This window comes from Bacillus cereus group sp. BfR-BA-01310 (assembly GCF_022664325.1).
Lineage (GTDB): Bacteria > Bacillota > Bacilli > Bacillales > Bacillaceae_G > Bacillus_A > Bacillus_A paramycoides.
Window position 1 is genome coordinate 249,457 of sequence record NZ_JAKUHD010000003.1, and the last position, 21,298, is coordinate 270,754.

Here is a 21,298-nt window from a genome sequence, read left to right on the forward strand (position 1 = left end):
AAATTTCTATTTTCTTAAAAGACATAGGAGTCCGATGAGAATTGTGAGAGGGTGAGGGGAGTGCCACAGATTATGTATCACCACACAGCAATTAATGTATTAAGTCTTTTACAAAACATGTCAAATAATAAAACGAACGATATGAAATTAGAAGCGGAATTTAAAAAAATAGAGAAACAATTCCGAATAGGGTATGAAGAGCTAATTGATTTATATAATAGAATGGTATTATTTCAAATAGATATAGAAAAAAATGGTGGTATGCGAGTATATGAAAAATCAGCGATTACTTGGTTGAAGTCTGAACTAGAACTATTGTATGAAGTATATCAATTTTGTCAACGTCATGGCTTAAACATCGTAAATATTTCAAAATATGTTAGTAAAAATGAACTGAATATTTTTCAAAAAACGGAAAGCCAATTGCAAAACACGTATTATAAATTAAAAAAACAAGAGATCCCGTTTGAAAATATTGAAAAACAAAAGCCGGGGCGAAAACGAAAATATATATCTGTAAAAGAGACGATTGCCCAGACGAAACAAGAAAGCAAACAAGAAGTAAAAGAAGACGTTCGAAGTGAAGAGGATGAAAAAAGCCTCGTAACAGTTATATCAGGTATCGTTGACAACTTTGAAACTATTAGTCAATGTAGTGAAAAGAAAGAACATGAATTACACCAGTTCATGGAAGGGATTTATAAGCTTTCTAGCATGGCTGCAGATCGTTCGAAAGATGAAAAAAATGCACGTGGTCTTGAAGGGCAATTACAGTCGCTACAGGCTGAAAATGAAAGATTAAGGCGAGAGAAAGAAGAACTTGTTCATAATATTAAAGAAATGACGCATCATTTAATGCATTTCATTACGAGCTCTGACATCGATCAAATTCGCACATTGCCTTACTTCGTAAAAGAGTGCAAACAAGATCTCCAGAAGCTAGGGTTATATAACGCACAAGACGGCAAAATGAAAATTATGGTTGACCGCAGTGGACAAGTTATGACCGTAACACAATAAAAAATTGGGTACAAAATAAAAGGGAGATACATAGTGTATATGTATTTCCCTTTTGTTTTGTATGGAATCGCTCTAAAAAAAGAAAAATGTATTTTGTAAAAACATTATTAGTGAAACGTGAACTACCCACCACTTAGTATCTCTTACGAGCTTACTTGAAGTGGGGGCTTCTCGATTAATCGTTACTTTTGATAGCTAACGAATTCGTCTTAGGACAGCCGAGCTAACTCCCTTGTTCCAAAGGTTATTTTGTTACTATTTATGCCAATGCTAATAAGCGTATAGCTTCCTTTTTGATATTCATAGCTGCGTTATAGTCATGACTTATTTTTAGTCCGCAAGTACACTCATACGTGCGTTCAGATAGTAACATATCTTTTCTGCTTCCACAACTACTACACATTTTTGTAGAAGGAAACCACTTATCTATTTTTACAAGTTGTTTTCCTTGTTCTTGTAGCTTATATGCTAAAAATGTTGTGAACATCCTCCAACCGTTGTCCGCAACACTTTTACCAAAGCGAAGTGCTCGTGACATTCCTTTCATATGTAAGTCTTCTATTGCTACAACGTCAAAATTCGTAGCCAATTCTTTGGACTTATGATGAAGAAAATTCTTACGTTGATTTGCGACCTTTTCATGCAACTTAGCTACACGAACGCGTTGTTTATTCCAACGCTCTGAATCTTTCACACGTCTTGCTAATACTCGTTGTGCGTTTGCTAATCGGTCTAACATCTGACGATAAAAGCGAGGATAATTGGCTTTCTCATCTTCGCTACTCACATACAATTCAGCCATTGCGAAATCTAATCCAACCACACTTTCTACTTCTTTTTGTACAATCTCTTTTTCATATTCAGTCAAGATGGACACATAGTATTTACCAGTAGGTGTCATAAAAATTGTACATGATTTGATGATATGGTTTTGCGGTATCTCTCTATGTTGCTTCAGTCGTACCATTTTCAGTTTCGGTAATTTAATATAACCATGAAATAACATAATATTTCCGTTTACCCTATTCGTTGTATAGGATTTTCTACTTTTTTTACTTTTGAATGCAGGAAAATCACTTTGACCACTAAAAAAATTCTTATACGCAGTTTGCAAGTTTAATTGAGCGTTTGCTAACGCTAACGAATCGACTTCTTTCAACCATTCATACTTTGCTTTGTATTTCGCAGGAGTAGGGAATTTTTGTCTCTTCAGTTCTTCCTTGTTTTCTTTATACTTTTCGTATACTTCATTCCGTTCAGCCAGCATTTTATTATACACAAAGCGTACACACCCGAAAGTTTTACGTATCAGATTTGCTTGTTCTTCTGTTGGATACAGACGAAATTTGTATGCCTTATTATGCTTTGTCATATCAGTTCATCTCACTTTTTACCTTGATTTCCCATAGACTGCTTTACTTTATCTACAGCGAACCACCAAATGTGATAACACTACATGAACACTGCGTTATTATTATCTAATTTCATTGTTATACCAAACTTTACCTCTTATAAGGCTGATTATATCAGAGGCGAAATAAATAGGAAAACCAATTTTTTTGGCTACACCAAACCGAAATTCATCTCCCACCTACCGTTGGACTATTGTCCTTAACAACGCTTGAGGAAGGAGACTTCTTTCGGATAATGCGTTAAATTAATAATTTATGGTTAACAATAAATTAGTTATCGACTTGACTTGGAAAAACAGTCCATATCATTAGTTTACGGCTTTGATATGGATGAAAACCGCAATATAAACCTGTTTTTTTGTTGAAATTATAACAAATAGAGGACAGCAAAGTAACTGTCAAAATGTTTTAGCCATAAATTTTAGCATTTAATTTGGCTTAATAGGAAATTCTATTGATAGCAAAGCACTTATCTAATTTTAGTTTTAGAAAGGAGAGAAGCGGATGGATTCAATATGGCTAGAGTATGCTTGGGCATTATTAATTCTAATCGGATTAGAAGGATTGTTATCGGCTGACAATGCCCTTGTACTAGCAGTTATAGCCAAGCATTTACCCGAAGAAGAGAAAAAACGAGCTATAAATTATGGGATCATTATGGCCTTCGCTTTTCGATTTGCAGCCCTTTTTGCCATTTCATTTATTGCAAATGTTTGGCAAATACAGGCGATAGGAGCAGCCTATCTTCTTTACTTAGGATTAAAGCATGTCATTCAGGCGCAATTCGGAAAAGACAATCAAAATATTCATGAGGAAGATGAAAAGGAAGCGGCAGGTAAAAGCTATTGGTTCACAGTAGGAAAGATTGCATTAGCTGACCTTGCTTTTGCGATCGATTCAATATTAGCTGCGGTTGCTCTTGCCCTCGGTCTTCCGGATTCACCGCTAGAAGATTTCGGTGGTATGGATGGAGGACAGTTCATCGTTGTACTTCTCGGAGGGATTGCCGGACTTATCTTAATTAAATTTGCGGCAACTTGGTTTGTACAATTACTTGAGAAACGTCCAGCATTGGAAACAACAGCATATGCAATTGTTGCCTGGGTCGGCGTCAAACTTGCTGTAATTACACTTGCTCATGAGGATATTGGTATTTTAAACCATGATTTCCCGCACAGTACAACTTGGACTTTAATCTTCTACGGAGTATTAGTCGGTATTGCACTAATTGGTTGGTTTGTACCGGGAAATAAGTCAGCTCAGAATAATCCTGAAAGGTAATAAAAAGGTCAGAGCATTATGTGCTTTGTCCCTTTTAACGATAATTATATTGTGTATTTTTCGATTTAACGCTATAATTACAGTGTTAAAGATAGAATCGTGATATGACCTGTTATGAATCTATCATTTTATTTATGAATAAATGGATTGGTATTTTAGCAAGATGTGCTAATAAACTACTCCACCATGATGATAACGTACCAAAAATGTGGTGCGTATATTTTCGTGGTGGAGTTTTTTTATTCTCAAAAAGGGGGAGGAACCACGAACGGCAGCATGGTTCATATTACAATTGACGGCAAAGAATATAGTGCTGAGCCTGGTTCAACTATACTAGGCATTATTAATGAGAACGAAATTGAACATCCACAAATTTGTTACGTGCCGGAAGTGGATCCGATTCAAACGTGTGATACTTGTATTGTAGAAGTGAATGGAAAGCTGGTACGTTCGTGTTCTACAGTAGTGACGGACGGTATGAATATTGAGTTGTCCTCTATTAGTGCGAAGGCAGCGCAGCATGAGGTGATGGACCGCTTATTGGAAAATCATTTACTTTATTGTACGGTGTGTGACAGCAATAACGGGAACTGTAAATTGCATAATACGGCAGAATTAATGGAAATAGAGCATCAAAAATATCCTTACGAGCCAAAAGTTGATGCAAATGAAGTTGATATGTCTCACCCATTTATCCCGTTTTTTTTGAAAAAGAATTATGAAATGTTAGTCGCTTTTCCTGAAGATAAACAGGAAGAAAGTAACGAAGGCGTAGCTCAATTTCATGAACAATTAATGGATGGTGTAGGTGAGCCTTCAGAAGAAATCGTGAAGGCGAATGGAATTCAATCAGTACTACACAATTTAGAAAACGTAACGACTCCTATGTCATACGCGGCGATGCAAACAGGAAATAGTGAAGAATGGGCAAGAAAAAAAGAAAAACTATTACAACTGTTTGAAAAAGGAATCGTCGTTGTGAAACATACGGAGGAGACGAAAGTAACGAAAAAACAACCTGCTGTGAAACAAGCTATTCCTGTAAAGAAAGAAGAGGTAGCTATAAAAAACGAAAAGCAGGAATCTGTACCGTTTATTATTCAAAAAGTAATTCGGATGTTAGAGCAAAATGATGTGGAACAATATTTTATTCATGCATATACTGAAAAGTTAAAAGTGAAGTTTGAGAGTGCAACGATGATTACGGAAGAAGAAGTGATCGGATACATATTGGAAGATATGAGATCTCATTTCAATATGGAAAACGTATTTGAAAAAGAGGTACAAACAATTGCATTAATCGGTCCAACTGGAGTCGGAAAAACGACGACACTTGCGAAAATGGCATGGCAGTTTCATGGGAAGAAAAAAACGGTTGGTTTTATTACAACAGACCACTCTCGCATTGGGACAGTGCAGCAATTGCAAGATTACGTAAAAACAATCGGATCAGAAGTAATTGCTGTGCGAGATGAATCCGCAATGACATGGGCGCTTACTTATTTTAAAGAAGAAGCGCGCGTCGATTATATTTTAATTGATACAGCGGGAAAAAATTATCGTACGTCAGAAACGGTTGAAGAAATGATCGAGACGATGGGGCAAGTAGAGCCAGATTATATTTGTTTAACGTTATCAGCTTCTATGAAAAGTAAAGATATGATTGAAATCATTACGAACTTTAAAGATATTCATATTGATGGTATCGTATTTACGAAATTTGATGAAACAGCAAGTAGTGGTGAGTTGTTGAAAATTCCAGCTGTATCATCAGCTCCCATTGTATTAATGACAGATGGACAAGACGTGAAGCAACATATACATATCGCTACAGCTGAACATTTAGCGAAACAAATGTTACAAACATCGTAAGAAAAGAGGTGAAGAATAAGGCACTTGCCTTATTCAAACGAGTATGAATGGTCTTTATATAGGTTCTATGGGTATGATGAATTACATGCAACGTTTAAATGTTCATGCGAATAACGTCGCAAATACCCAAACAACTGGGTTTAAAGCAGAAAATATGACTTCTAAAGTATTTGATGTGCAAGACGCATATCGCCGTGGAGATGGAGCTACGACAAATATCGGTTCGGTCGATTACGCTGTCGTACCAGCTGCGAGTCATGTGAATTTAGCGCAAGGAAATGTACAAATTACAAATAGCCCTACAGATTTCTTTATAGATGACGGTGCAGCAGGCACATCATCATTTTTCGTTACTTCAAAAAATGATGAAACATTTTTAACGCGAGATGGAAACTTTACAGTGAATAGCGACCGTTATTTACAAACAGCATCTGGCGCTTTCGTTATGGGTGAGAATAATGAACGTATTCGTATTCCAGAAGGAGCAAAGGTGGCTGTACAAGCAGACGGTACATTATACGATGAAGTAACACAAAATAATATTGCCCGCTTGCAAACGAAAACAGAAGATGCAGAAGCGAACGCTCGCCTTGTGCAACGTGAAAATAAAAGCTTTACACTAGCAGAAGGAAACGTTGCTGATTTACCGAACGGAACAGGGGCAGTACGTAATCATATGCTAGAAAATTCAAATGTAGATATGACGAAAGAAATGGCAGATTTAATGACGAATCAAAAAATGATTCAAGCATCGCAGCGTCTTATGACCTCATTTGATAAAATTTACGAAAAAGAAGCGAATGAAATATTGAGATAAGGGACTCCCCGATAGCGGGAGTCTTTCTTTTATGAGTAAAAACAAGTTACGGTTAAAAATTCAGAATTATCAGTTGACTGTATGAGGTTTCTTTTTTATATTAGTAGCTATAGCAATAACTACTATTGGGGAGTGAAGTTTAGAGCTATAGAGATTGTGAGGGATTACTAATGGATGAAATTATAAAGGAATTACATAAGCTAGGTTTTTCTCAATATGAATGTAAAGCATATATTGGTCTATTAAAACATTATCCAGCAACAGGTTATGAAGTTAGTAAACAAACAGGAGTACCCCGTTCAATGATTTATGAGGTACTTGGTAAGTTGATGGATAAAGGCGCAGTGCATTTAGTTCCTTCTGAGCCAGTGAAATACGTACCTGTAGCAGCTACTGAATTAATGGATCGAATACGAAAAGACTTTGAAAGATCCTTTGAATTTTTAGATGAAAAATTAAATTGTTTGGAGCAAGAGCGACAAATAGATGTAATTTCGCATATTCGCTCAAATGACCGTGTTTTGAAAGAAATATGCAATATAATTAATAGGGCAAAGGAAGAGTTATGGATTTCTGTATGGGAAGATCAAGTGCATGAGATTGAACCGTTTATTCATAAAAAGGAGGCGGAAGGAGTACATATATTTTCAATCTTATTTGGTGCTCCGAAAACAAAAATAGGAGCGACATTTCATCATAATTATATGACGCCTCACGTTGTTGAAAAGAGAATGGGGGGGCATTTAACTGTTATTGCGCGTGATGGAGAAGAAGTTTTAATTGCTAATTTTTCAAATGATAGCACTTCATGGGCAGTTACAACATATGATCCAGCTTTAGTTCTCGTTGCTACAGAGTATGTTCGGCACGATATTATGGTGGAAGAAATTACGAAAGAGTTTGGTGCTGATAAATTAGATACGTTATGGCGAGAAAATATAGATTTAGTTCATGTTGTAACAGGAAAACGTAGTATGGAAGAAATGGAGGGAGAAGAAGGTGAGTAAAGCCCAAGCACATATGACATTGCAGAGCGATGATACATTTCAACAAGGCGTAAAGGATTGTTTACCAACTGTATTTGGATATTTAAGCATTGGTATAGCAGCGGGGGTTATTGCAAAGACAGCCGGTTTCTCCGTTATAGAAATTGCTTTTATGTCCACATTAATTTATGCAGGTTCTGCCCAATTCATATTAGCAGGTATGTATGCAGCCGGTGCACCTGCTTCAGCAATCATTTTTACAGTATTTTTTGTTAATCTACGCCACTTATTAATGAGCGCTGCACTCGCACCCTACTTCACGAAAATACCTCTCTTTAAAAACTTAATAATCGGTTCGCAAATTACAGATGAAACTTTCGGTGTTGCTGTGCAGCACGCAGCGCAAAAAGATTATTTAGGTGAAAGGTGGATGCTAGGACTAAACGTAACGGCATATTTAAATTGGATTATCGCTACAATTATCGGCGGGCTCTTTGGTGAATGGATACCAGATCCTCATACGTACGGGATGGATTATGCATTACCAGCAATGTTTATCGGATTATTTGTTCTTCAGCTAATAAGTAGTAAACCGAAACTAGCAATTCATCTTACTGTTGCAATTGTAGCTATTATTATTGCATACGTTTCACACTTGTTTATGCCAGATAGTATAGCAGTTATTATCGCAACGCTGTTAGCAGCAACTATAGGGGTGGTGATTGAAAAATGGAAGTAAGATTAGATATATTATTACTTTTAATTGCGGCAGGAGCTGTCACACTCGTGCCACGTATTTTACCTCTTCTCGTATTTAGTAAACTGCAAATTCCAGATTGGGGTTTGAAATGGTTGAATTATATACCAATTGCGATATTAGCAGCACTTTTAGCGCAAGTATTATTTATGCACGAGACGGTGCAGTGGGATTATATCATTGCGGCAATTCCGACTTTTTTCGTAGCGATATATACTCGTAGTTTATTAGGGACAGTATTAACAGGAGTCATTGTGATTATTATGTTACGTTTTTTTTTCTAACAAGGATTCCATTCATATAATAGCGAACAGTGTAATAATATGAAGCATATAGGGGTGGTGTTATGATACTTTTAACGATAGGTGCTATTTTATTAACATTATTTATTTTCTTTATTATTGGATTCATTACGTTTATGATGTTTGTTGATAAGGCAACACCGCAAATTTATTATACACCTTGTGAATCAGTGACAGTGAAATCTAAAGGTAAAAATAGAAGGAAGAAAAGTTGATGTTGGGCTTTTCTTCCTTCTGTTTTATCTGATTTTTCTGTATAATTTAAGTTAGTTATCCAACTAACTTAAAAGGTGGTGATATAAGTGGCAAAACCGAATGTTATTAACAAACAGAAGTTGCTAGAAGCAGCAAAAGAAATTATTGCAGAGCACGGGATGGAAAAATTAACATTAAAAGCAGTCGCAGAGAGTGCTCAAGTTACACAAGGAACCGTATATTATCATTTTAAAACGAAGGATCAATTATTACTTGAAGTGACTGAATCGTTTTGTAAAGCATCGTGGGAACAAATAGGAAAGGACGTAAAGTCAGAAAAGGCTTTACAATCTGCCAAAAGTAGATGTGTGAAAGATTCAATGTATCATCATTTGTTTTTTCAATTAATAGCTAGTGGACTACAAAATGATACGATGAAAGAAAAAATTGGTGAACTATTACAGTATGAAAATCAAGAATTAAAAGGAGTTTTAGGTAAAAAAGTAGGAGGTGCAATTACATCTCAAATTTCAACTGAAACGTGGAGCATTTTATGTAATACATTAATTGACGGATTGGCATTGCAAGCTTTATTCAATCCATCTTTTTCTACCGATAAAGTATACGGTGATTTGTACATGCTATTGGGAAAATTTATAGCGCCACAAAAGGGAGGTAATGGTAGTGAATAATAAACTTTGGCTCACTATTTTATTTTCTATTGGGGTTTGGTTTGCTGCCTTAGCATTCTTCATTATTTTCGGTTCTTCAGTTTTATTAGAATACACCTCAAATAAATTTTTTCTGCAAATGACGGTTCTCGAATTAGGAACAGCTATAGCTTTATACTTTGTAATGTGGCTATATCAAAAACTAGACACTTCGAAATATGCAGTTATTAAGTTAGGTATATGTGGTACAGCAATTGGTTTAACGTTAGATTCTTACATCTTGTATAACTCTTCTAGTATATTCTCACAATTATCCTCACAGCAAATCATATCATTTACCATGTGGATGGTTATTGCTTATGCTTTCTATTTAATAATTCCTTTAGTCATGGAACGAAAAAAACTATTGTAAAGAGGTTTTTTGATCCTCTTTACAACAGTTACATTCCCGAAAGAACTAACAATAATAAGCCAAAAATAAAACCAATCAAAGAAAGAAAACCAATACAAATGGAGAACACACGATTATTTCTCCATTCGCGCATGAAAACGATAAATCCTAAAATGCAAAGGAAAAACCAAATGGGCAGGAATATGAATTGACTAACTTTCTCAGGAAGCAACGAATAAAAATTTGTTAAATATAATATCCAATTCACAAAAAATAAAGTGCATACGATGAATGATTGTAAGTGTGGTCGTTTTAAAAAAGTTCCTTTTTTTACTGTCATAAAAATGAGAGTTAACACTGAGATAAAGGGCACTATTATGAATATGAGTAATAGCAGTGTAAGTGACATATGAAACTTCTTTACAACATAGTTTTCAAAAGAATTGAATCTATTATATTGTATACTTGCTTTGTAGAGTGCTCGTTATATTTTTCAGAGTATGGATTTAGAAAGCCATGTTCACCGTGTAGTTGTTTTATTTTTAGTAACGGATAATTTTGTTGTTGTAATGTTTCAATTAAAGGGGATACTGAAAAACTAGCTTCTTTTTCAGGGAAAATAAGTAATGTAGCACATATAGGTTTAATGTGAACATAGTCACGTATACGGGAACCGTAACATCCAATGATAAAATTTATTTTCGGATTGTTACTACAGAGCCAGGAAATTGTCGCTCCAATGCTAAAGCCGATAAGTCCTATATGTGTGTAATTACTGGAAAGGCTAGTGACGAGTTCTTCAATTTGTTTTTTTCCACCATCAAATCCAATGTGATTCATAAAATGTTGATATGCTTTTTCTTCATCACTATAATGAAATGAATTTTGTAGTTGTAGAAGGTTAGGACAGAATACATCTGTATTAGATGATGTGAAGTGGTCTATAACATGCTGCATATGATCATTCACACCATATATCTCATGAACAACAACGAGAGCTAATTTTTTCTTCATAGTTACAATGTACCTCTATGAAACTTATATTCTTTCTCGACAAGGCAGATACGCAGGTGGAAGTTTTCATACCATTGCTCACGGCCTCTTTTTTTTGCTTCTTTATGTAAGGCGTTCTTTCTCCAATTTTCAATTGCTTCAAGTGATTCCCAATAAGAAATTGTAATCCCTAGGCCAGATGAATCACGTGAGCTTTCTACGCCTAGAAATCCAGGTTGCTGTTTTGCAAGTTCCTCCATCTTTTCGGCAACGGTACTATAGTCTGTTGTGTCATTTGATAGTTTAGAAGTAAATATAACTGCATAATAAGGACTAGTTTTTTGTGGAGTGTTCTTCATACATTCTCCCCCTTTAAAATCAGTTTATAGTTTGTATTTTAGCACGTAATAAAAAGAAAAGAAGCACGAGGCTTCTTTTCTTTTTATGCGGTAAATTTTAATCCGGCATATATTTTACGACCTTTTTTTGAATCCAGCACACTTGTGCTTCCTGCTTTTGAATATTACGGTATTTCACTGTAACTTGTATAATTTGGTCTGTTGTGAGTGGGGTGTTTGTTTGTACTTGGCAACCACCAGCACTATAATCGATAATGGTTGCTTCAATTGTAATTCCGTTCATATGCAATGTTCCAGGAAACATAAGTGGTTCACGTATGTGCTGTCTTCAATATTGTCGTATCTTTTGCTTGCGAAGGCTAATAAGTAATTCAAAATAAAAAAATGCCACTTCAGAAAATTGAAGTGGCGTTGCTTATATTTCCTCTAAGCTATTAACTGGAACTGTTAATTCGCGTTCTGGATTTGTTACTTCATATATGCGGGCGGTTTCGTTGCTTTCGTCAACGTGTTGAATCATAACAGGCATGCCTTGAAAACTGATATTGGCTTGTTCTGAGGACTCAGAAAGCTCTTTTGCGCGTTGTATATTCATTTATATTCCTCCCATCATTATTATCTTTGCTAAAAAGGAGGGATAATATACCATTTCGAGACATTCTTAAAGTTTTTGTATTATTTGTAATGTTTCCTTAATAAAAGAAGAAAAGATGGAATCCGGATAAGGTTGTATCTTTTGAGCGGCCTCTGTTGCTTCTTCAAGAGCTTTTTTCTTATCGTTAAGTTTTACATAACAAAGGGCACGATATGCACCTGCTGTTGTAAGCCATGCTTGATCAAGTGGATGCGTCATATAATCTGGTATTTTAGCACGTTGAAAAGCTTCCAGAGCTTCCTCGTATTTCTTTAATCCGTACAAAGCTTTTCCGGTTTCGAGGTAGTACAATCCATCCTCTTGAAAAATTGGCTCATCTTTTAGCTTTTCTCGGAATTGTTCAAGATGCTCTAATGCAATTGTATATTCATTAGTAATTGTGTTGTAGTAATACGCTTTTAATATATCTACGATCGCAACGGACAAAGTATCTTCTGTAAAAATGGCAAATTGCTCAGATTTCTTTATGTAATGTAAATACTGTTCTCTATCAGCAGTGATGACTTTTTGGTAAGATAGTATACGGTAAAATTCATCTGTTTTATAATACACTTGATGTTTTTTTGAAAATGCTAATGCCTCTAATATGATTTTCTCACATTTTTCATAATCGCCACATGCAAGTAAAACAATCGCTTCTTTTAAGCACAATTGGATGTGTATAATAAGATCCATGTCTAAATGTTTAGCTTCATAATCATCTCGAATACGAGCAATAAGTTGTAAACATTCTTCATACTGTTTACGTGAGAATAGCGTATAAGACAATATTAATTTTGTTTCCGTACTGTCACGGTATAAAGTATATTTTTCAAAAATAGAAGTTGCTTTTTCAACGAAAGATTCAATGTGGTAATCTTTCATTATAGTTGCAGCTGTTACAAATTGTTTATATAAACGAGCAGTATTTAAAGTAAGAGGTAGCTCTTTTTGAACGATAGGTAGTAAAGTCTCATATACTTCATCATACTTATTTGCTTTTATTAGTTGTTCCATTTGTTGAATGAGTTCTACAATTGCTACATCATCTTCTTCTAATAAAAAACTTGTTTCGCATCCAAGTTTTTCAGCAATATATTGTAATGTTTTCATTGAAGGTGTAGCTTTTCCATTTTCAATTTGACTTAGCATACTTTTTGTCAGTTCTGAACCTGCTAGCTCAGTTTGAGTAAGCTGTTTTTCTTTTCGTAACGTTTTAATTTTTTCACCGAGAGTAGCCATCATATGCTCCTTTATAATTAGAAAGTTAAATACAATTAAACTTTTTGTTGTAAAAATTGGAAAGTTGATTATATAATAAGTTTAACACAATTTAACTTTTAAGGGGAGAGTGTCATTATGGGGGATGTAAGTATAGGTCAAAATGATTCGAAAATGAAGATTGCAACGAGAAATATTATTTTAATGATGATTGGAAAAATGACATCTTTATTAGGTGCAGGTATTTATACGTTTGCAATGGGATTATACGCATTAAAGACAACGGGTTCAGGAATGGGGTTTGCAACTACTCTTATTTGCGGATCGATTCCAAGAATGGTATGTGGACCGATTGCAGGTGCTGTAGCTGATCGTGTGAACAGAAGATGGCTTATTATTGGTACGGACTTATTAAGTAGTTTAACGATGCTTATAATGTTTATTCTTGCCGCTACGTTTGGGCCATCACTTCTTTTTATTTATATATCAGCAGCATTATTATCAATTTGTGCAAGTTTTTATTCTGTCGCGTTTACTTCGTCTATTCCAAATTTAGTGGATGAAGAGCGTATTCAAAAAGCGAGTGCTTTAAATCAAACAGCAGCTTCTTTATCAAGTATTTTAGCACCAATTATAGGTGGAGTTGTATTTGGTTTCTTTTCAATCAAATCGTTTTTTTTGTTAAATAGCATTACTTTCTTTTTAGCAGTTATTGTGCAATTATTTATCGTATTTGATTTATATAAAAAAGAAGTGGCTGAGAATAAGGAGCATTTCTTGACGAGTATAAAAGAAGGTTTCTCGTATGTAAAACAGCAACATGAAATATACGGACTAATGAAGATAGCGCTATGGGTAAACTTTTTTGCGAGTGCACTTTTTGTTGCACTTCCATACATTATCGTTCAAAACTTACATTTATCTTCGAAGCAACTTGGTACTGTAGAGGGAATGTTAGCAGTCGGAATGTTAATTGGTGCGATTGTTTTATCGGTGCGTAAGGAGACGAATAATCTGTTTCGCTCGGTTTACGTTGGGCTGTTTTTATTTGCAAGTTTGAGTTTGTGTACGATTTTCCCATTGTTAGTCACTATTCCAAAAATAGCAAGCTTTATTTACTATATCGCTTTTATGCTTCTAACTGGTATTTCAATGATGGTCGTAAATATACCGATGCAAGTACATATTCAAAAGACGACAGATCCAAGCTATTTAGGGCGTGTATTTGGTTTACTTGAAACAATTTCTACCGCAATCGCACCGCTTGGGATGATTGTATATGGATTTTTATTAGATATGATGCCGACTAGCATTGTTATGATTACCTTAGGGGGAGGATTATTGTTAGTTGTATTAGTGGGAATAAAGCAGCATGGGATGAAAAAACAAGTGAATGTGTCGGCCTGAAATTTAAAATATGACTTAATAATACAAAAATGACCATATTAGTATTTTAGTTTTTGAAACTCTTTTTCATGTATGTTACAGTAAAGTGAGCAGGCAAAGAAAAGGAGAAAACATCATGAAAAAATTAAGTTTTGTTATGCTTTTTCTGTTAGTCGTAATGACTGGATGCAGTAATTATGACACTTATATAGAAACAGGTATGCAATCATTAAAAAATGAAACATATAGTGATGCGATTATGTGGTTTGAAAAGGCGGAAAAAGAGAAATCAGGAAATGAAGCAAAGTCATATAAAGAAGTTGCTCAGATAATGGATCACGGTGCAACAGCATTAAAAGACGGTAAGTATTTAGAAACGAAAGACGATGCAAATGAAGTGTTACAAAAGAAAAAAGACGATGCACTTGAGAAAGCCGTAAAATCAAATGCAGAAGATATGCTTCAAAAAGCGAAAGACGTTGAAGAGAAAGTAAATGAGAGAGTAGCGAAAAGAAAAAAGGTAGATGAAGAAGGAATTGATAAAGTAATTAAAGCTGTTGATAGCATAGATGATGTAAAAGAAAAAGAGAAGAAGGTCTCCGAAGCATTAGATAAGGCTGAAGAGGCACAAGTGAAAATTGAAGCGAAGAAAAATAAATAGAGTTATAGTTTAAAAGAGGGTATCCCATAGTCGAAATTTTTGATTAGGTGATACCCTCTTTATTTCGTACAATAGTACACGAAATTATATGAGCGATTATTCGAATATATCGACCGTAAATCCAAATATATCGGCGATTATTCAAATATATCGACCGTAGATCTAAATATATCAGCGATTTGACAAGCGATATCGATTTCTGGACAAAAAACGACAACTGTAGCATCCTAAATAATAAGAGGAGACTGTCCCGAAATATCTTTTGGGACGTCCTCTTTTTAGTATATATAAATGAAATTAATAAAAGAGCATTAAGCTAAATCAGCTGACACGAACATATCGCTATTTTGAAGGTTTTTAGAGCGCAAACTATAAGCAACCACTTTCTTTTTATGTTGTTTTACAACGTCAACATGCTCTTCATGACCATAAATATAAAATATGAAATCTTTTTTGCCACGTTTTGCATTGATAATTAATGGAGTGCCCTCATTTTGTGGTGGTGCATAATAGCGATCTAAAAATAAACCTTCGTTAAAATCATTAATAATTTGAGATTTCTTATCGCCTTCTAAACTATTTCCATTAATCGTTATAGTAGCATTCTCTTCATCAATTTGCGGATGTGTTTCATATCGGCTAATGATGGATTCAATAACGGAGTTTGGAAGACTAGAAACGATAATTTTAAATGCCCCAAATATAACTAACAGTACAATAAACCAAGTCGTCATATTGTATCATCCCCTTTACACTATTAAATAATATAACCCATATGGTAATAGTACATATGGTGAAGTTTTGTATATTTTGTGAAGAATTTTCCTTTTTTGAACGTTTTTTAACAAATTGAGATGTTTTAAATTTGTAAGGGAATATTTAGTATGATAAAAATGTAAAAGTTTTCTATCGATTATAAGGGGGTTATGAAATGGGGAAATTAGATGGAAAGGTTGCTTTTGTTACGGGAGCTGCGATGGGGAATGGAGCTGGAATTGCTCATGTGTTTGCAGAGCTAGGGGCGAAAGTGTTACTTGTTGATATTTCAGAGACAGTTCATGACACTGCAAAAGAAATTGTTAGTAAAGGATTAGATGCTGTGAGCTACGTAGTTGATGTGGCTAATTTTGACGCTGTAAAAGAAGTAGCGAAAGATGCATATGAGAAGTACGAAAAGATTGATATATTAGTCAATAACGCAGGCGTAATCCGGCTTGCTAATTTTCTAGATATGTCTGATGAAATGCGTGATTTTCAATTCCAAGTGAACATTAATGGTGTATGGAATTTCTCTAAAGCAGTATTGCCATATATGATTGAGAAAAATTACGGGAAAATTGTTAATATGTCTTCTGTAACAGGAACATTAGTAGCTGATGAAGGTGAAACAGCATATGCGACGACAAAGGCAGCGATTTGGGGATTTACGAAAGCATTGGCGCGTGAAGTTGCGAAGCATCGTATTACTGTAAACGCGATTTGTCCAGGTTATATTATGACGCCAATGGCAGAGCAAATTGCAAATGAATCTGATCCCAATAAGCCAAGTAATGTCATCGATGGTATTGCTTCAGGTGTTCCGTTAGGAAGATTAGGAAAAATTGAAGAAGTAGGTCAGTTAGCAGGGTTTTTAGCATCTGATGAATCAAGTTACATAACAGGTACACATATCGTAATTGATGGCGGTAGCACATTACCAGAAACTGTTTCGGTCGGTGTAAAATAAAGTTTAACTAATAACCAGTGGAGGGGCATCCCCACTGGTTATTAGTTAAACGGAACTGGCGTTTACTAGAAGTTAATGTAGGATAAAAAATGATACTAATAGGGATCTGAAAGAGATTTCTTCTAGTATTAAAATCTGTTTTTATATTGTTAGAAAAATCAATTTTGTTACAAAAAGTTGAAATCGAAGTATTTTAAAAGAAAAAGGTTTATAATAAAAATATAACTAATTACAAGGAAGTGTGACTATGAGTACTGTAGCAATCGTGTATGGTATTATTCTTTCTACAATTTTTGTTTTATTTTTCGTTGGAGTGTCACGTTATATTCATAAATGGAAAGAAGGCGTTGCGAAATTAAATCACATTGAAGAAGAACTTAGTGATTTAATGTTACATCATGGTAAGTAAAAGGTTTATTTTTTAACTAAACAATGTGAAGAATATCACAAAACATGCTCTCATAATGACAGCATGTTTTTTTGTTATGTTGTTAATAAGCACATCCATCAAATTTTTCCATACGATACAGTGTGAAATCAGAAATGTTCGGAGCGGGATAGAGGGGGAAAATAAGTAATTCAGGCTATATTACAGATAATAAAAATTTTAAGAAAAGCTCAGGAACTCCAAACCTTTTCTTTGACTCAAGAAAAAATGAAGAAACCTATGGAAAGTTAAAAAATAATATAGATTACTTTATTCGAGATGGTATAACAAGTGAAGAATTTAGAAATTAAATTATAATAATATGATTTAATTATATAAATAAAAAGATGCTTTGTATAAAGCATCTTTTTGTTTGTTTTATAAGAAATGTACTCAAAGGAATTAGCCGATATCTAACCGAATTAATTGAATAGATGCGTTAATGGCAGGAGCGCCAGTAGTTGTAATAATGAGTAATAAAGTTAATAAGGTTTTACATATAAGTAGGTTGCGATTTGAAAGTAAATGATTTTAATGGGAAAGGGTTGGATGTTATGACTACAATATATTTCGTTAGGCACGCTCACTCTACATATACAAAGGAAGAAAGGGAACGTCCCTTATCTGAAAAGGGTTGGCTAGATGCAAAGAACATAACAAGCTTGTTAAAAGATGAGAAGATTGATGTTGTTATTTCTAGTCCATACAAAAGAGCGATTCAGACCGTTGAAGGAATTGCAAGTGTAAACAAACTATCAATACAACTGGAAGAAGATTTACGGGAAAGGTTATTAAGTAAAGATCCAGTAGAGGATTTTAATGATGCTATTCAGAAAGTGTGGGAAGATTGGACTTTTGTATATGAAGGCGGAGAATCAAATGATGTAGCGCAAAAGCGTGCTGTAATATGTATGCAAAATATATTGGAAAAGTATAAGGGGAAGAATATTGTAATAGGTACTCATGGGAATATTATGGTGTTACTGATGAATTATTTTGATGCTACATATGATTTTCATTTTTGGAAAACACTTCTTATGCCTGATGTATTTAAGTTAACTTTTCATAATGAGAGTTTAGTTTCTGTCGGAAGAATAGAGCATACAGGTTATCAGATAAATAATTTGTAAAAGTTTATCAAAAAAAGAGGAATAAGAGAAGTTATTGTAGAAGTATGACTTTGTAACATAAAAAATATGTTAAAGGAGGCTGTTTACATGTTTGAGAAAGAGAAAGACGGGCTTATTGAAGTTCACAACGTATATGAAATTGCACCAGCAGATGGAACAATTATTGGTATGGCAACGGAAGAAGAAATGGAAATTGCTGCTGAACTTGAGTTACAGTACTATGCCCATTCTCGTTTATTAGAAGCAAATATTCAGTTAGACGGTTCCTCCTATAAAGGATTGCTTCAGGAGTTCCAGGAGTATGAAAGAAAATCAATGAACTTTTGGCGAGCGATACATAAACGTTTAGCTGTGCCATGGGCATGGGTACTGCGTATTGATGTTGCGAACGGCCCTATATATGTAAGCAATGGGAATTCGTATTATGAAGAAGTTGATGATGAAGAAGATTATGAATAGATAAGTAAGGAAGCAGCTTTAGTTGCTTCCTTTTTTTATTTACAATGGGTAAATTGCTTCAATGATAATATCTGGTCGATCATTTTCTATACCGTGACCAGCATGTTTGGCAAGAATATATTTGCTGTTTATTGAGAGATTTAATTGTTCACGTATAAGTTCTTGCCACATCTCTTCAAGTTGTGTAGCTTCTTCTTTTGGCATATCGCCCTCAATCATTTGAGTAATAGAATAATGGGGATCTCTGCCGATAACGGTTAATGGTATTTCTAATGTTTTATATAGTTCTTTTATTGAGCGAGCGCAATTTTTCCACTCCGCCAGTTCAGAAGCTGTCGCTTTATATAATGAAGGCGATATAGAAAATTCGATATGATGTTCTGATTGATTGATGAGTGTAGGTTTTAGTTCAGTATAAAGTGCATCTACATCCATTTTGGAGTAAGTATGATATTTTTGAAGACAAATATCATCAGAATCAGTTTGATCAGAAATCGGTAAATGAAGCTCATCTAATCGGTGTAAGTTCATGGAGGTAGAATCAACTAAAATAAGTGCTTTTATTTGGTCCTCATGTAACATTGCAAAATGTTGTGCGCATAAACCCCCGTAGGAATGACCGATTAAAATGATTGGCTCGTGAATAGCTAGTTCATGTAGCAACATATGTAGTTCCTTTGCAACTTGCATAGTTGTACGTGGATTATTTCCAAGCTCACTTTCTCCATAACCTGGGCGATGGTATGAAATGACTGTAAATTTTTGTGAAAGCTTTTCTATAATAGGAAGCCAATCATAAAATGAGCAGCCCATTCCTGTTTGAATCACGACAGTTTGTTTACTATTACCTCTCATATATACTTCTATTTTTCGCCCGAGTATTTCTACTATTCTATTAATGTTAAATCCCCCTAAGCTTGAAATAATTTTTGACAAGCAAAGGCGATACACCAGGCGCCTTTGCCGAAGAGTATAGATGTACTAAGTGAAAAAGAGTTCTTTAAACCGATATAAACAATAAATAATAGTAATGCTGATGCAGGAAATCCATATAATACGCCCATAGTGAATTGACTTAACTCCTGTTTACTCCCACCTTCGAAAGAAATCCAAAATAAACTAAGTAAACTAATAAGAGGAAGGGCTGCGATAAAGCCACCAAGTGTACTATAATATTTAGCAAATTCGGTTACAACGCCAATAATGAGGGCGGAGACGATAATCTTAACGAGGAAATGCATATTTTGCCTCCTTAGCTAATAACGAAAAAGCTTTATCAATTAATTGTTGCTCTTCTTTTGATAGCTGTGACTCTAATATTTGTATCTTTTTTTTATCTAGTAAAGTATGCTTTTCTAATACTTCGATGCCTGTTTTTGTTAATGCAAGGTTCACAACTCTTTCATCTTGTTTATTTCTTTTTTTAATGATAAATCCCTTTTGAATAAGACGTTTTACATGTTCGGACGCTGTATTATGAGATAGACCAAGTTCAGAAGCAACTTTTCCAATTGTTATATCTTTCTCACGAGAAATGATTTGTAAAATGCGGATTGCTTGGTGAGAAAGATTGTCTTCATATTCATATCGTAAGTGGTAGTATATTGTCTCCCAATGTTGATTGATGTCTTTCATATGCGTAATCCTCCATTTTTTTATGTCGTATAATAAGATATATTCGTTTATTAAGAATTAAAATCCTCTTATTTTCATAATAAATGTTGAAAAAGTTTATTTTTAATGAAATATAAGGTAATCTATGTGTAAAGGTATACATTTAGCAAGAGAGAGGATGATAGCTGTGAATACATTTAAATGGATTAGTCATGAAAAGATGTATGTAGATCAAATACATGTTGAAAAATGTGGTCCTCTTTCAGTCGGCGTATATGGGGGGAGTCAAGAGAGTGATGCATATGAAAGAGGAGATGCAGTGCTAGCTTGGTGGGATCCGAAATTAGAATTTGAATTTGTTATGATATTTGATACACACCATAAAACGAAAAATATACATTATATAATAGAGGCCATTTCAGAAAGAAAAGAAAAACTAAAAGAGTTATTTTCATACCCGATACATTTAGCTTTTCATCATACACATATGTACTTATTAGCTTTATTTACAGATGAGCTATTTATTGAGAAATGCGATCAAGATGATGAGGAGCTCGCATGCTTAATTTGTTTGCGAAAAGGCGAGTTTTTATATTGGTTATCAGTTGGTGATTGCTTCGCGTATTTATTCCATTCTGAGAAAACGAAAAATGGAAAGGGTAGGCTAAATAAGCGTAAGAATTATGAATATATAGGAAGAAAAAATGTTTTTGCAGCGAATACACCTTGCTTTACATCAGGCGTAAGGGGATTAGAAAGAGGCCAGAACCACATTGTAATGGCGACGGATGGTATTTTAGAATATGATAAACGAAAGTTTGATGATGATCAATCTTTAGTAGAAATATTACACGACGGAAATTGCTTACAGATTGAGCCTGTATTAACAAATGTACTTGAGTGGAAAGGTAGAGATTGTGCCACTATTATCGGATGGTCCATCGATACTGAAGATAGACAATGTGCAAATTAAGAACTGAAAAG

General features: G+C 34.5%; 27 protein-coding genes and 4 pseudogenes. 20 read left to right on the forward strand and 11 right to left on the reverse strand.

Annotated features, from left to right (window positions below; translation table 11 throughout):
• The first annotated feature begins 72 nt into the window (after positions 1-72).
• The gene (locus tag MR109_RS09380) at positions 73-1,020 is read left to right on the forward strand and encodes a DNA-binding domain-containing protein (RefSeq protein ID WP_242272027.1); all 948 of its coding nucleotides are present in this window, start codon (positions 73-75) and stop codon (positions 1,018-1,020) included.
• Between the two features lie 259 nt (positions 1,021-1,279).
• On the opposite strand, the gene MR109_RS09385 is transcribed toward MR109_RS09380, so the two are convergent.
• On the reverse strand, positions 1,280-2,392 hold the full coding sequence (locus MR109_RS09385) for an RNA-guided endonuclease TnpB family protein (RefSeq protein WP_374202573.1): 1,113 nt from the start codon (positions 2,390-2,392) through the stop codon (positions 1,280-1,282).
• Between the two features lie 544 nt (positions 2,393-2,936).
• Between MR109_RS09385 and MR109_RS09390 the strand changes: the two genes are divergently transcribed.
• The 11 genes and pseudogenes from MR109_RS09390 (at position 2,937) to MR109_RS09440 (ending at position 9,725) form a co-directional block, all read left to right on the forward strand.
• A complete protein-coding gene (locus MR109_RS09390; protein WP_242271846.1) occupies positions 2,937-3,713 on the forward strand; it encodes a TerC family protein in 777 nt (258 codons plus the stop codon).
• A gap of 104 nt (positions 3,714-3,817) precedes the next feature.
• On the forward strand, positions 3,818-4,009 hold the full coding sequence (locus MR109_RS09395) for a hypothetical protein (protein WP_082182971.1): 192 nt from the start codon (positions 3,818-3,820) through the stop codon (positions 4,007-4,009).
• Positions 3,990-4,406 (forward strand): annotated as a pseudogene (locus MR109_RS09400) (2Fe-2S iron-sulfur cluster-binding protein); the annotation flags it as partial. The gene MR109_RS09395 and the pseudogene MR109_RS09400, both read left to right, overlap by 20 nt.
• Positions 4,407-5,585 (forward strand): annotated as a pseudogene (gene flhF, locus MR109_RS09405) (flagellar biosynthesis protein FlhF); the annotation flags it as partial.
• A 43-nt stretch (positions 5,586-5,628) separates the two neighbouring features.
• Positions 5,629-6,402, forward strand: a complete 774-nt coding sequence (locus tag MR109_RS09410; protein ID WP_277930984.1) for a flagellar basal-body rod protein FlgG — start codon at positions 5,629-5,631, stop codon at positions 6,400-6,402.
• 170 nt (positions 6,403-6,572) lie between these two features.
• Positions 6,573-7,409 carry a TrmB family transcriptional regulator gene (locus MR109_RS09415; RefSeq protein WP_242271849.1) on the forward strand — a complete coding sequence of 279 codons (837 nt, stop codon included), beginning with the start codon at positions 6,573-6,575 and terminating at the stop codon, positions 7,407-7,409.
• 13 nt (positions 7,410-7,422) lie between these two features.
• The gene (locus MR109_RS09420) at positions 7,423-8,127 is read left to right on the forward strand and encodes an AzlC family ABC transporter permease (RefSeq protein WP_277930991.1); all 705 of its coding nucleotides are present in this window, start codon (positions 7,423-7,425) and stop codon (positions 8,125-8,127) included.
• Positions 8,118-8,429, forward strand: coding sequence for an AzlD domain-containing protein (locus tag MR109_RS09425; RefSeq protein WP_242271851.1), 312 nt, complete (start codon positions 8,118-8,120; stop codon positions 8,427-8,429). The genes MR109_RS09420 and MR109_RS09425 overlap by 10 nt, the downstream gene beginning before the upstream one ends.
• Before the next feature lie 62 nt (positions 8,430-8,491).
• Positions 8,492-8,662 carry a DUF3951 domain-containing protein gene (locus MR109_RS09430; protein ID WP_000602235.1) on the forward strand — a complete coding sequence of 57 codons (171 nt, stop codon included), beginning with the start codon at positions 8,492-8,494 and terminating at the stop codon, positions 8,660-8,662.
• 87 nt (positions 8,663-8,749) lie between these two features.
• A complete protein-coding gene (locus MR109_RS09435; protein WP_242271852.1) occupies positions 8,750-9,334 on the forward strand; it encodes a TetR/AcrR family transcriptional regulator in 585 nt (194 codons plus the stop codon).
• Positions 9,327-9,725: a DUF5367 family protein gene (locus MR109_RS09440; RefSeq protein ID WP_242271853.1), complete on the forward strand. Its 399-nt coding sequence runs from the start codon at positions 9,327-9,329 to the stop codon at positions 9,723-9,725. Before MR109_RS09435 ends, MR109_RS09440 begins: the two co-directional genes overlap by 8 nt.
• A gap of 28 nt (positions 9,726-9,753) precedes the next feature.
• On the opposite strand, the gene MR109_RS09445 is transcribed toward MR109_RS09440, so the two are convergent.
• The 6 genes and pseudogenes from MR109_RS09445 to MR109_RS09470 form a co-directional block, all read right to left on the reverse strand.
• On the reverse strand, positions 9,754-10,113 hold the full coding sequence (locus tag MR109_RS09445) for a hypothetical protein (protein WP_242271854.1): 360 nt from the start codon (positions 10,111-10,113) through the stop codon (positions 9,754-9,756).
• Between the two features lie 11 nt (positions 10,114-10,124).
• On the reverse strand, positions 10,125-10,718 hold the full coding sequence (locus MR109_RS09450; RefSeq protein ID WP_242271855.1) for a dienelactone hydrolase family protein: 594 nt from the start codon (positions 10,716-10,718) through the stop codon (positions 10,125-10,127).
• A 2-nt stretch (positions 10,719-10,720) separates the two neighbouring features.
• Positions 10,721-11,056: an antibiotic biosynthesis monooxygenase family protein gene (locus MR109_RS09455; protein ID WP_178940325.1), complete on the reverse strand. Its 336-nt coding sequence runs from the start codon at positions 11,054-11,056 to the stop codon at positions 10,721-10,723.
• Between the two features lie 83 nt (positions 11,057-11,139).
• Positions 11,140-11,384, reverse strand: a pseudogene (locus MR109_RS09460) (PilZ domain-containing protein); the annotation flags it as partial.
• 87 nt (positions 11,385-11,471) lie between these two features.
• Positions 11,472-11,651, reverse strand: coding sequence for an H-type small acid-soluble spore protein (locus tag MR109_RS09465; protein ID WP_048373351.1), 180 nt, complete (start codon positions 11,649-11,651; stop codon positions 11,472-11,474).
• Positions 11,652-11,717: 66 nt separating this feature from the next.
• Positions 11,718-12,932: a helix-turn-helix domain-containing protein gene (locus MR109_RS09470; RefSeq protein WP_242271859.1), complete on the reverse strand. Its 1,215-nt coding sequence runs from the start codon at positions 12,930-12,932 to the stop codon at positions 11,718-11,720.
• 117 nt (positions 12,933-13,049) lie between these two features.
• On the opposite strand from MR109_RS09470, the gene MR109_RS09475 reads away from it, so the two are divergent.
• Both MR109_RS09475 and MR109_RS09480 read left to right on the forward strand, forming a co-directional pair.
• Entirely contained in the window at positions 13,050-14,318 is a 1,269-nt protein-coding gene (locus tag MR109_RS09475; RefSeq protein ID WP_242271861.1) for an MFS transporter, read from the forward strand.
• A gap of 115 nt (positions 14,319-14,433) precedes the next feature.
• Complete coding sequence (locus MR109_RS09480) at positions 14,434-14,958, forward strand: COG3014 family protein (RefSeq protein ID WP_242271863.1); 525 nt, start codon at positions 14,434-14,436, stop codon at positions 14,956-14,958.
• Positions 14,959-15,269: 311 nt separating this feature from the next.
• Here MR109_RS09480 and MR109_RS09485 read toward each other — a convergent pair whose 3' ends face one another.
• Entirely contained in the window at positions 15,270-15,692 is a 423-nt protein-coding gene (locus MR109_RS09485) for a YfmQ family protein (protein ID WP_098473068.1), read from the reverse strand.
• Between the two features lie 197 nt (positions 15,693-15,889).
• Between MR109_RS09485 and ucpA the strand changes: the two genes are divergently transcribed.
• From ucpA to MR109_RS09510, 5 genes and pseudogenes are all read left to right on the forward strand, one after another.
• A complete protein-coding gene (gene ucpA, locus MR109_RS09490; RefSeq protein WP_025150595.1) occupies positions 15,890-16,684 on the forward strand; it encodes an SDR family oxidoreductase UcpA in 795 nt (264 codons plus the stop codon).
• A 247-nt stretch (positions 16,685-16,931) separates the two neighbouring features.
• Positions 16,932-17,093, forward strand: coding sequence for a hypothetical protein (locus MR109_RS09495; RefSeq protein ID WP_002171285.1), 162 nt, complete (start codon positions 16,932-16,934; stop codon positions 17,091-17,093).
• A gap of 161 nt (positions 17,094-17,254) precedes the next feature.
• Positions 17,255-17,341: pseudogene (locus MR109_RS09500) on the forward strand (cupin domain-containing protein); the annotation flags it as partial.
• Positions 17,342-17,665: 324 nt separating this feature from the next.
• Positions 17,666-18,241, forward strand: a complete 576-nt coding sequence (locus MR109_RS09505) for a histidine phosphatase family protein (protein ID WP_242271864.1) — start codon at positions 17,666-17,668, stop codon at positions 18,239-18,241.
• Positions 18,242-18,328: 87 nt separating this feature from the next.
• Entirely contained in the window at positions 18,329-18,700 is a 372-nt protein-coding gene (locus MR109_RS09510) for a hypothetical protein (protein WP_071720813.1), read from the forward strand.
• A gap of 39 nt (positions 18,701-18,739) precedes the next feature.
• Here MR109_RS09510 and MR109_RS09515 read toward each other — a convergent pair whose 3' ends face one another.
• The 3 genes from MR109_RS09515 to MR109_RS09525 are packed head-to-tail and all read right to left on the reverse strand — an operon-like array spanning position 18,740 to position 20,335.
• A complete protein-coding gene (locus tag MR109_RS09515; RefSeq protein ID WP_242271866.1) occupies positions 18,740-19,651 on the reverse strand; it encodes an alpha/beta fold hydrolase in 912 nt (303 codons plus the stop codon).
• Positions 19,612-19,941: a DUF3147 family protein gene (locus tag MR109_RS09520; RefSeq protein WP_242271868.1), complete on the reverse strand. Its 330-nt coding sequence runs from the start codon at positions 19,939-19,941 to the stop codon at positions 19,612-19,614. The genes MR109_RS09515 and MR109_RS09520 overlap by 40 nt, the downstream gene beginning before the upstream one ends.
• Complete coding sequence (locus tag MR109_RS09525) at positions 19,925-20,335, reverse strand: MarR family winged helix-turn-helix transcriptional regulator (protein WP_242271869.1); 411 nt, start codon at positions 20,333-20,335, stop codon at positions 19,925-19,927. Before MR109_RS09525 ends, MR109_RS09520 begins: the two co-directional genes overlap by 17 nt.
• Positions 20,336-20,459: 124 nt before the next feature.
• Between MR109_RS09525 and MR109_RS09530 the strand changes: the two genes are divergently transcribed.
• Entirely contained in the window at positions 20,460-21,287 is an 828-nt protein-coding gene (locus tag MR109_RS09530) for a PP2C family serine/threonine-protein phosphatase (protein WP_242271870.1), read from the forward strand.
• The last annotated feature ends 11 nt before the right edge of the window (positions 21,288-21,298 follow it).

Coding starts and splice junctions, on each gene's coding strand:
- MR109_RS09455 (WP_178940325.1), bottom strand. CDS start 11,056: ATGAAGAACACTCCACAAAAAACTAGTCCTTATTATGCAGTTATATTT.
- MR109_RS09495 (WP_002171285.1), top strand. CDS start 16,932: ATGAGTACTGTAGCAATCGTGTATGGTATTATTCTTTCTACAATTTTT.
- MR109_RS09445 (WP_242271854.1), bottom strand. CDS start 10,113: ATGTCACTTACACTGCTATTACTCATATTCATAATAGTGCCCTTTATC.
- MR109_RS09385 (WP_374202573.1), bottom strand. CDS start 2,392: ATGACAAAGCATAATAAGGCATACAAATTTCGTCTGTATCCAACAGAA.
- MR109_RS09485 (WP_098473068.1), bottom strand. CDS start 15,692: ATGACGACTTGGTTTATTGTACTGTTAGTTATATTTGGGGCATTTAAA.
- MR109_RS09530 (WP_242271870.1), top strand. CDS start 20,460: ATGTGTAAAGGTATACATTTAGCAAGAGAGAGGATGATAGCTGTGAAT.
- MR109_RS09465 (WP_048373351.1), bottom strand. CDS start 11,651: ATGAATATACAACGCGCAAAAGAGCTTTCTGAGTCCTCAGAACAAGCC.
- MR109_RS09510 (WP_071720813.1), top strand. CDS start 18,329: ATGTTTGAGAAAGAGAAAGACGGGCTTATTGAAGTTCACAACGTATAT.
- MR109_RS09395 (WP_082182971.1), top strand. CDS start 3,818: ATGACCTGTTATGAATCTATCATTTTATTTATGAATAAATGGATTGGT.
- MR109_RS09480 (WP_242271863.1), top strand. CDS start 14,434: ATGAAAAAATTAAGTTTTGTTATGCTTTTTCTGTTAGTCGTAATGACT.
- MR109_RS09420 (WP_277930991.1), top strand. CDS start 7,423: ATGACATTGCAGAGCGATGATACATTTCAACAAGGCGTAAAGGATTGT.
- MR109_RS09410 (WP_277930984.1), top strand. CDS start 5,629: ATGAATGGTCTTTATATAGGTTCTATGGGTATGATGAATTACATGCAA.
- MR109_RS09425 (WP_242271851.1), top strand. CDS start 8,118: ATGGAAGTAAGATTAGATATATTATTACTTTTAATTGCGGCAGGAGCT.
- MR109_RS09390 (WP_242271846.1), top strand. CDS start 2,937: ATGGATTCAATATGGCTAGAGTATGCTTGGGCATTATTAATTCTAATC.
- MR109_RS09380 (WP_242272027.1), top strand. CDS start 73: ATGTATCACCACACAGCAATTAATGTATTAAGTCTTTTACAAAACATG.
- MR109_RS09430 (WP_000602235.1), top strand. CDS start 8,492: ATGATACTTTTAACGATAGGTGCTATTTTATTAACATTATTTATTTTC.
- MR109_RS09505 (WP_242271864.1), top strand. CDS start 17,666: ATGACTACAATATATTTCGTTAGGCACGCTCACTCTACATATACAAAG.
- MR109_RS09520 (WP_242271868.1), bottom strand. CDS start 19,941: ATGCATTTCCTCGTTAAGATTATCGTCTCCGCCCTCATTATTGGCGTT.
- ucpA (WP_025150595.1), top strand. CDS start 15,890: ATGGGGAAATTAGATGGAAAGGTTGCTTTTGTTACGGGAGCTGCGATG.
- MR109_RS09475 (WP_242271861.1), top strand. CDS start 13,050: ATGGGGGATGTAAGTATAGGTCAAAATGATTCGAAAATGAAGATTGCA.
- MR109_RS09525 (WP_242271869.1), bottom strand. CDS start 20,335: ATGAAAGACATCAATCAACATTGGGAGACAATATACTACCACTTACGA.
- MR109_RS09470 (WP_242271859.1), bottom strand. CDS start 12,932: ATGGCTACTCTCGGTGAAAAAATTAAAACGTTACGAAAAGAAAAACAG.
- MR109_RS09415 (WP_242271849.1), top strand. CDS start 6,573: ATGGATGAAATTATAAAGGAATTACATAAGCTAGGTTTTTCTCAATAT.
- MR109_RS09450 (WP_242271855.1), bottom strand. CDS start 10,718: ATGAAGAAAAAATTAGCTCTCGTTGTTGTTCATGAGATATATGGTGTG.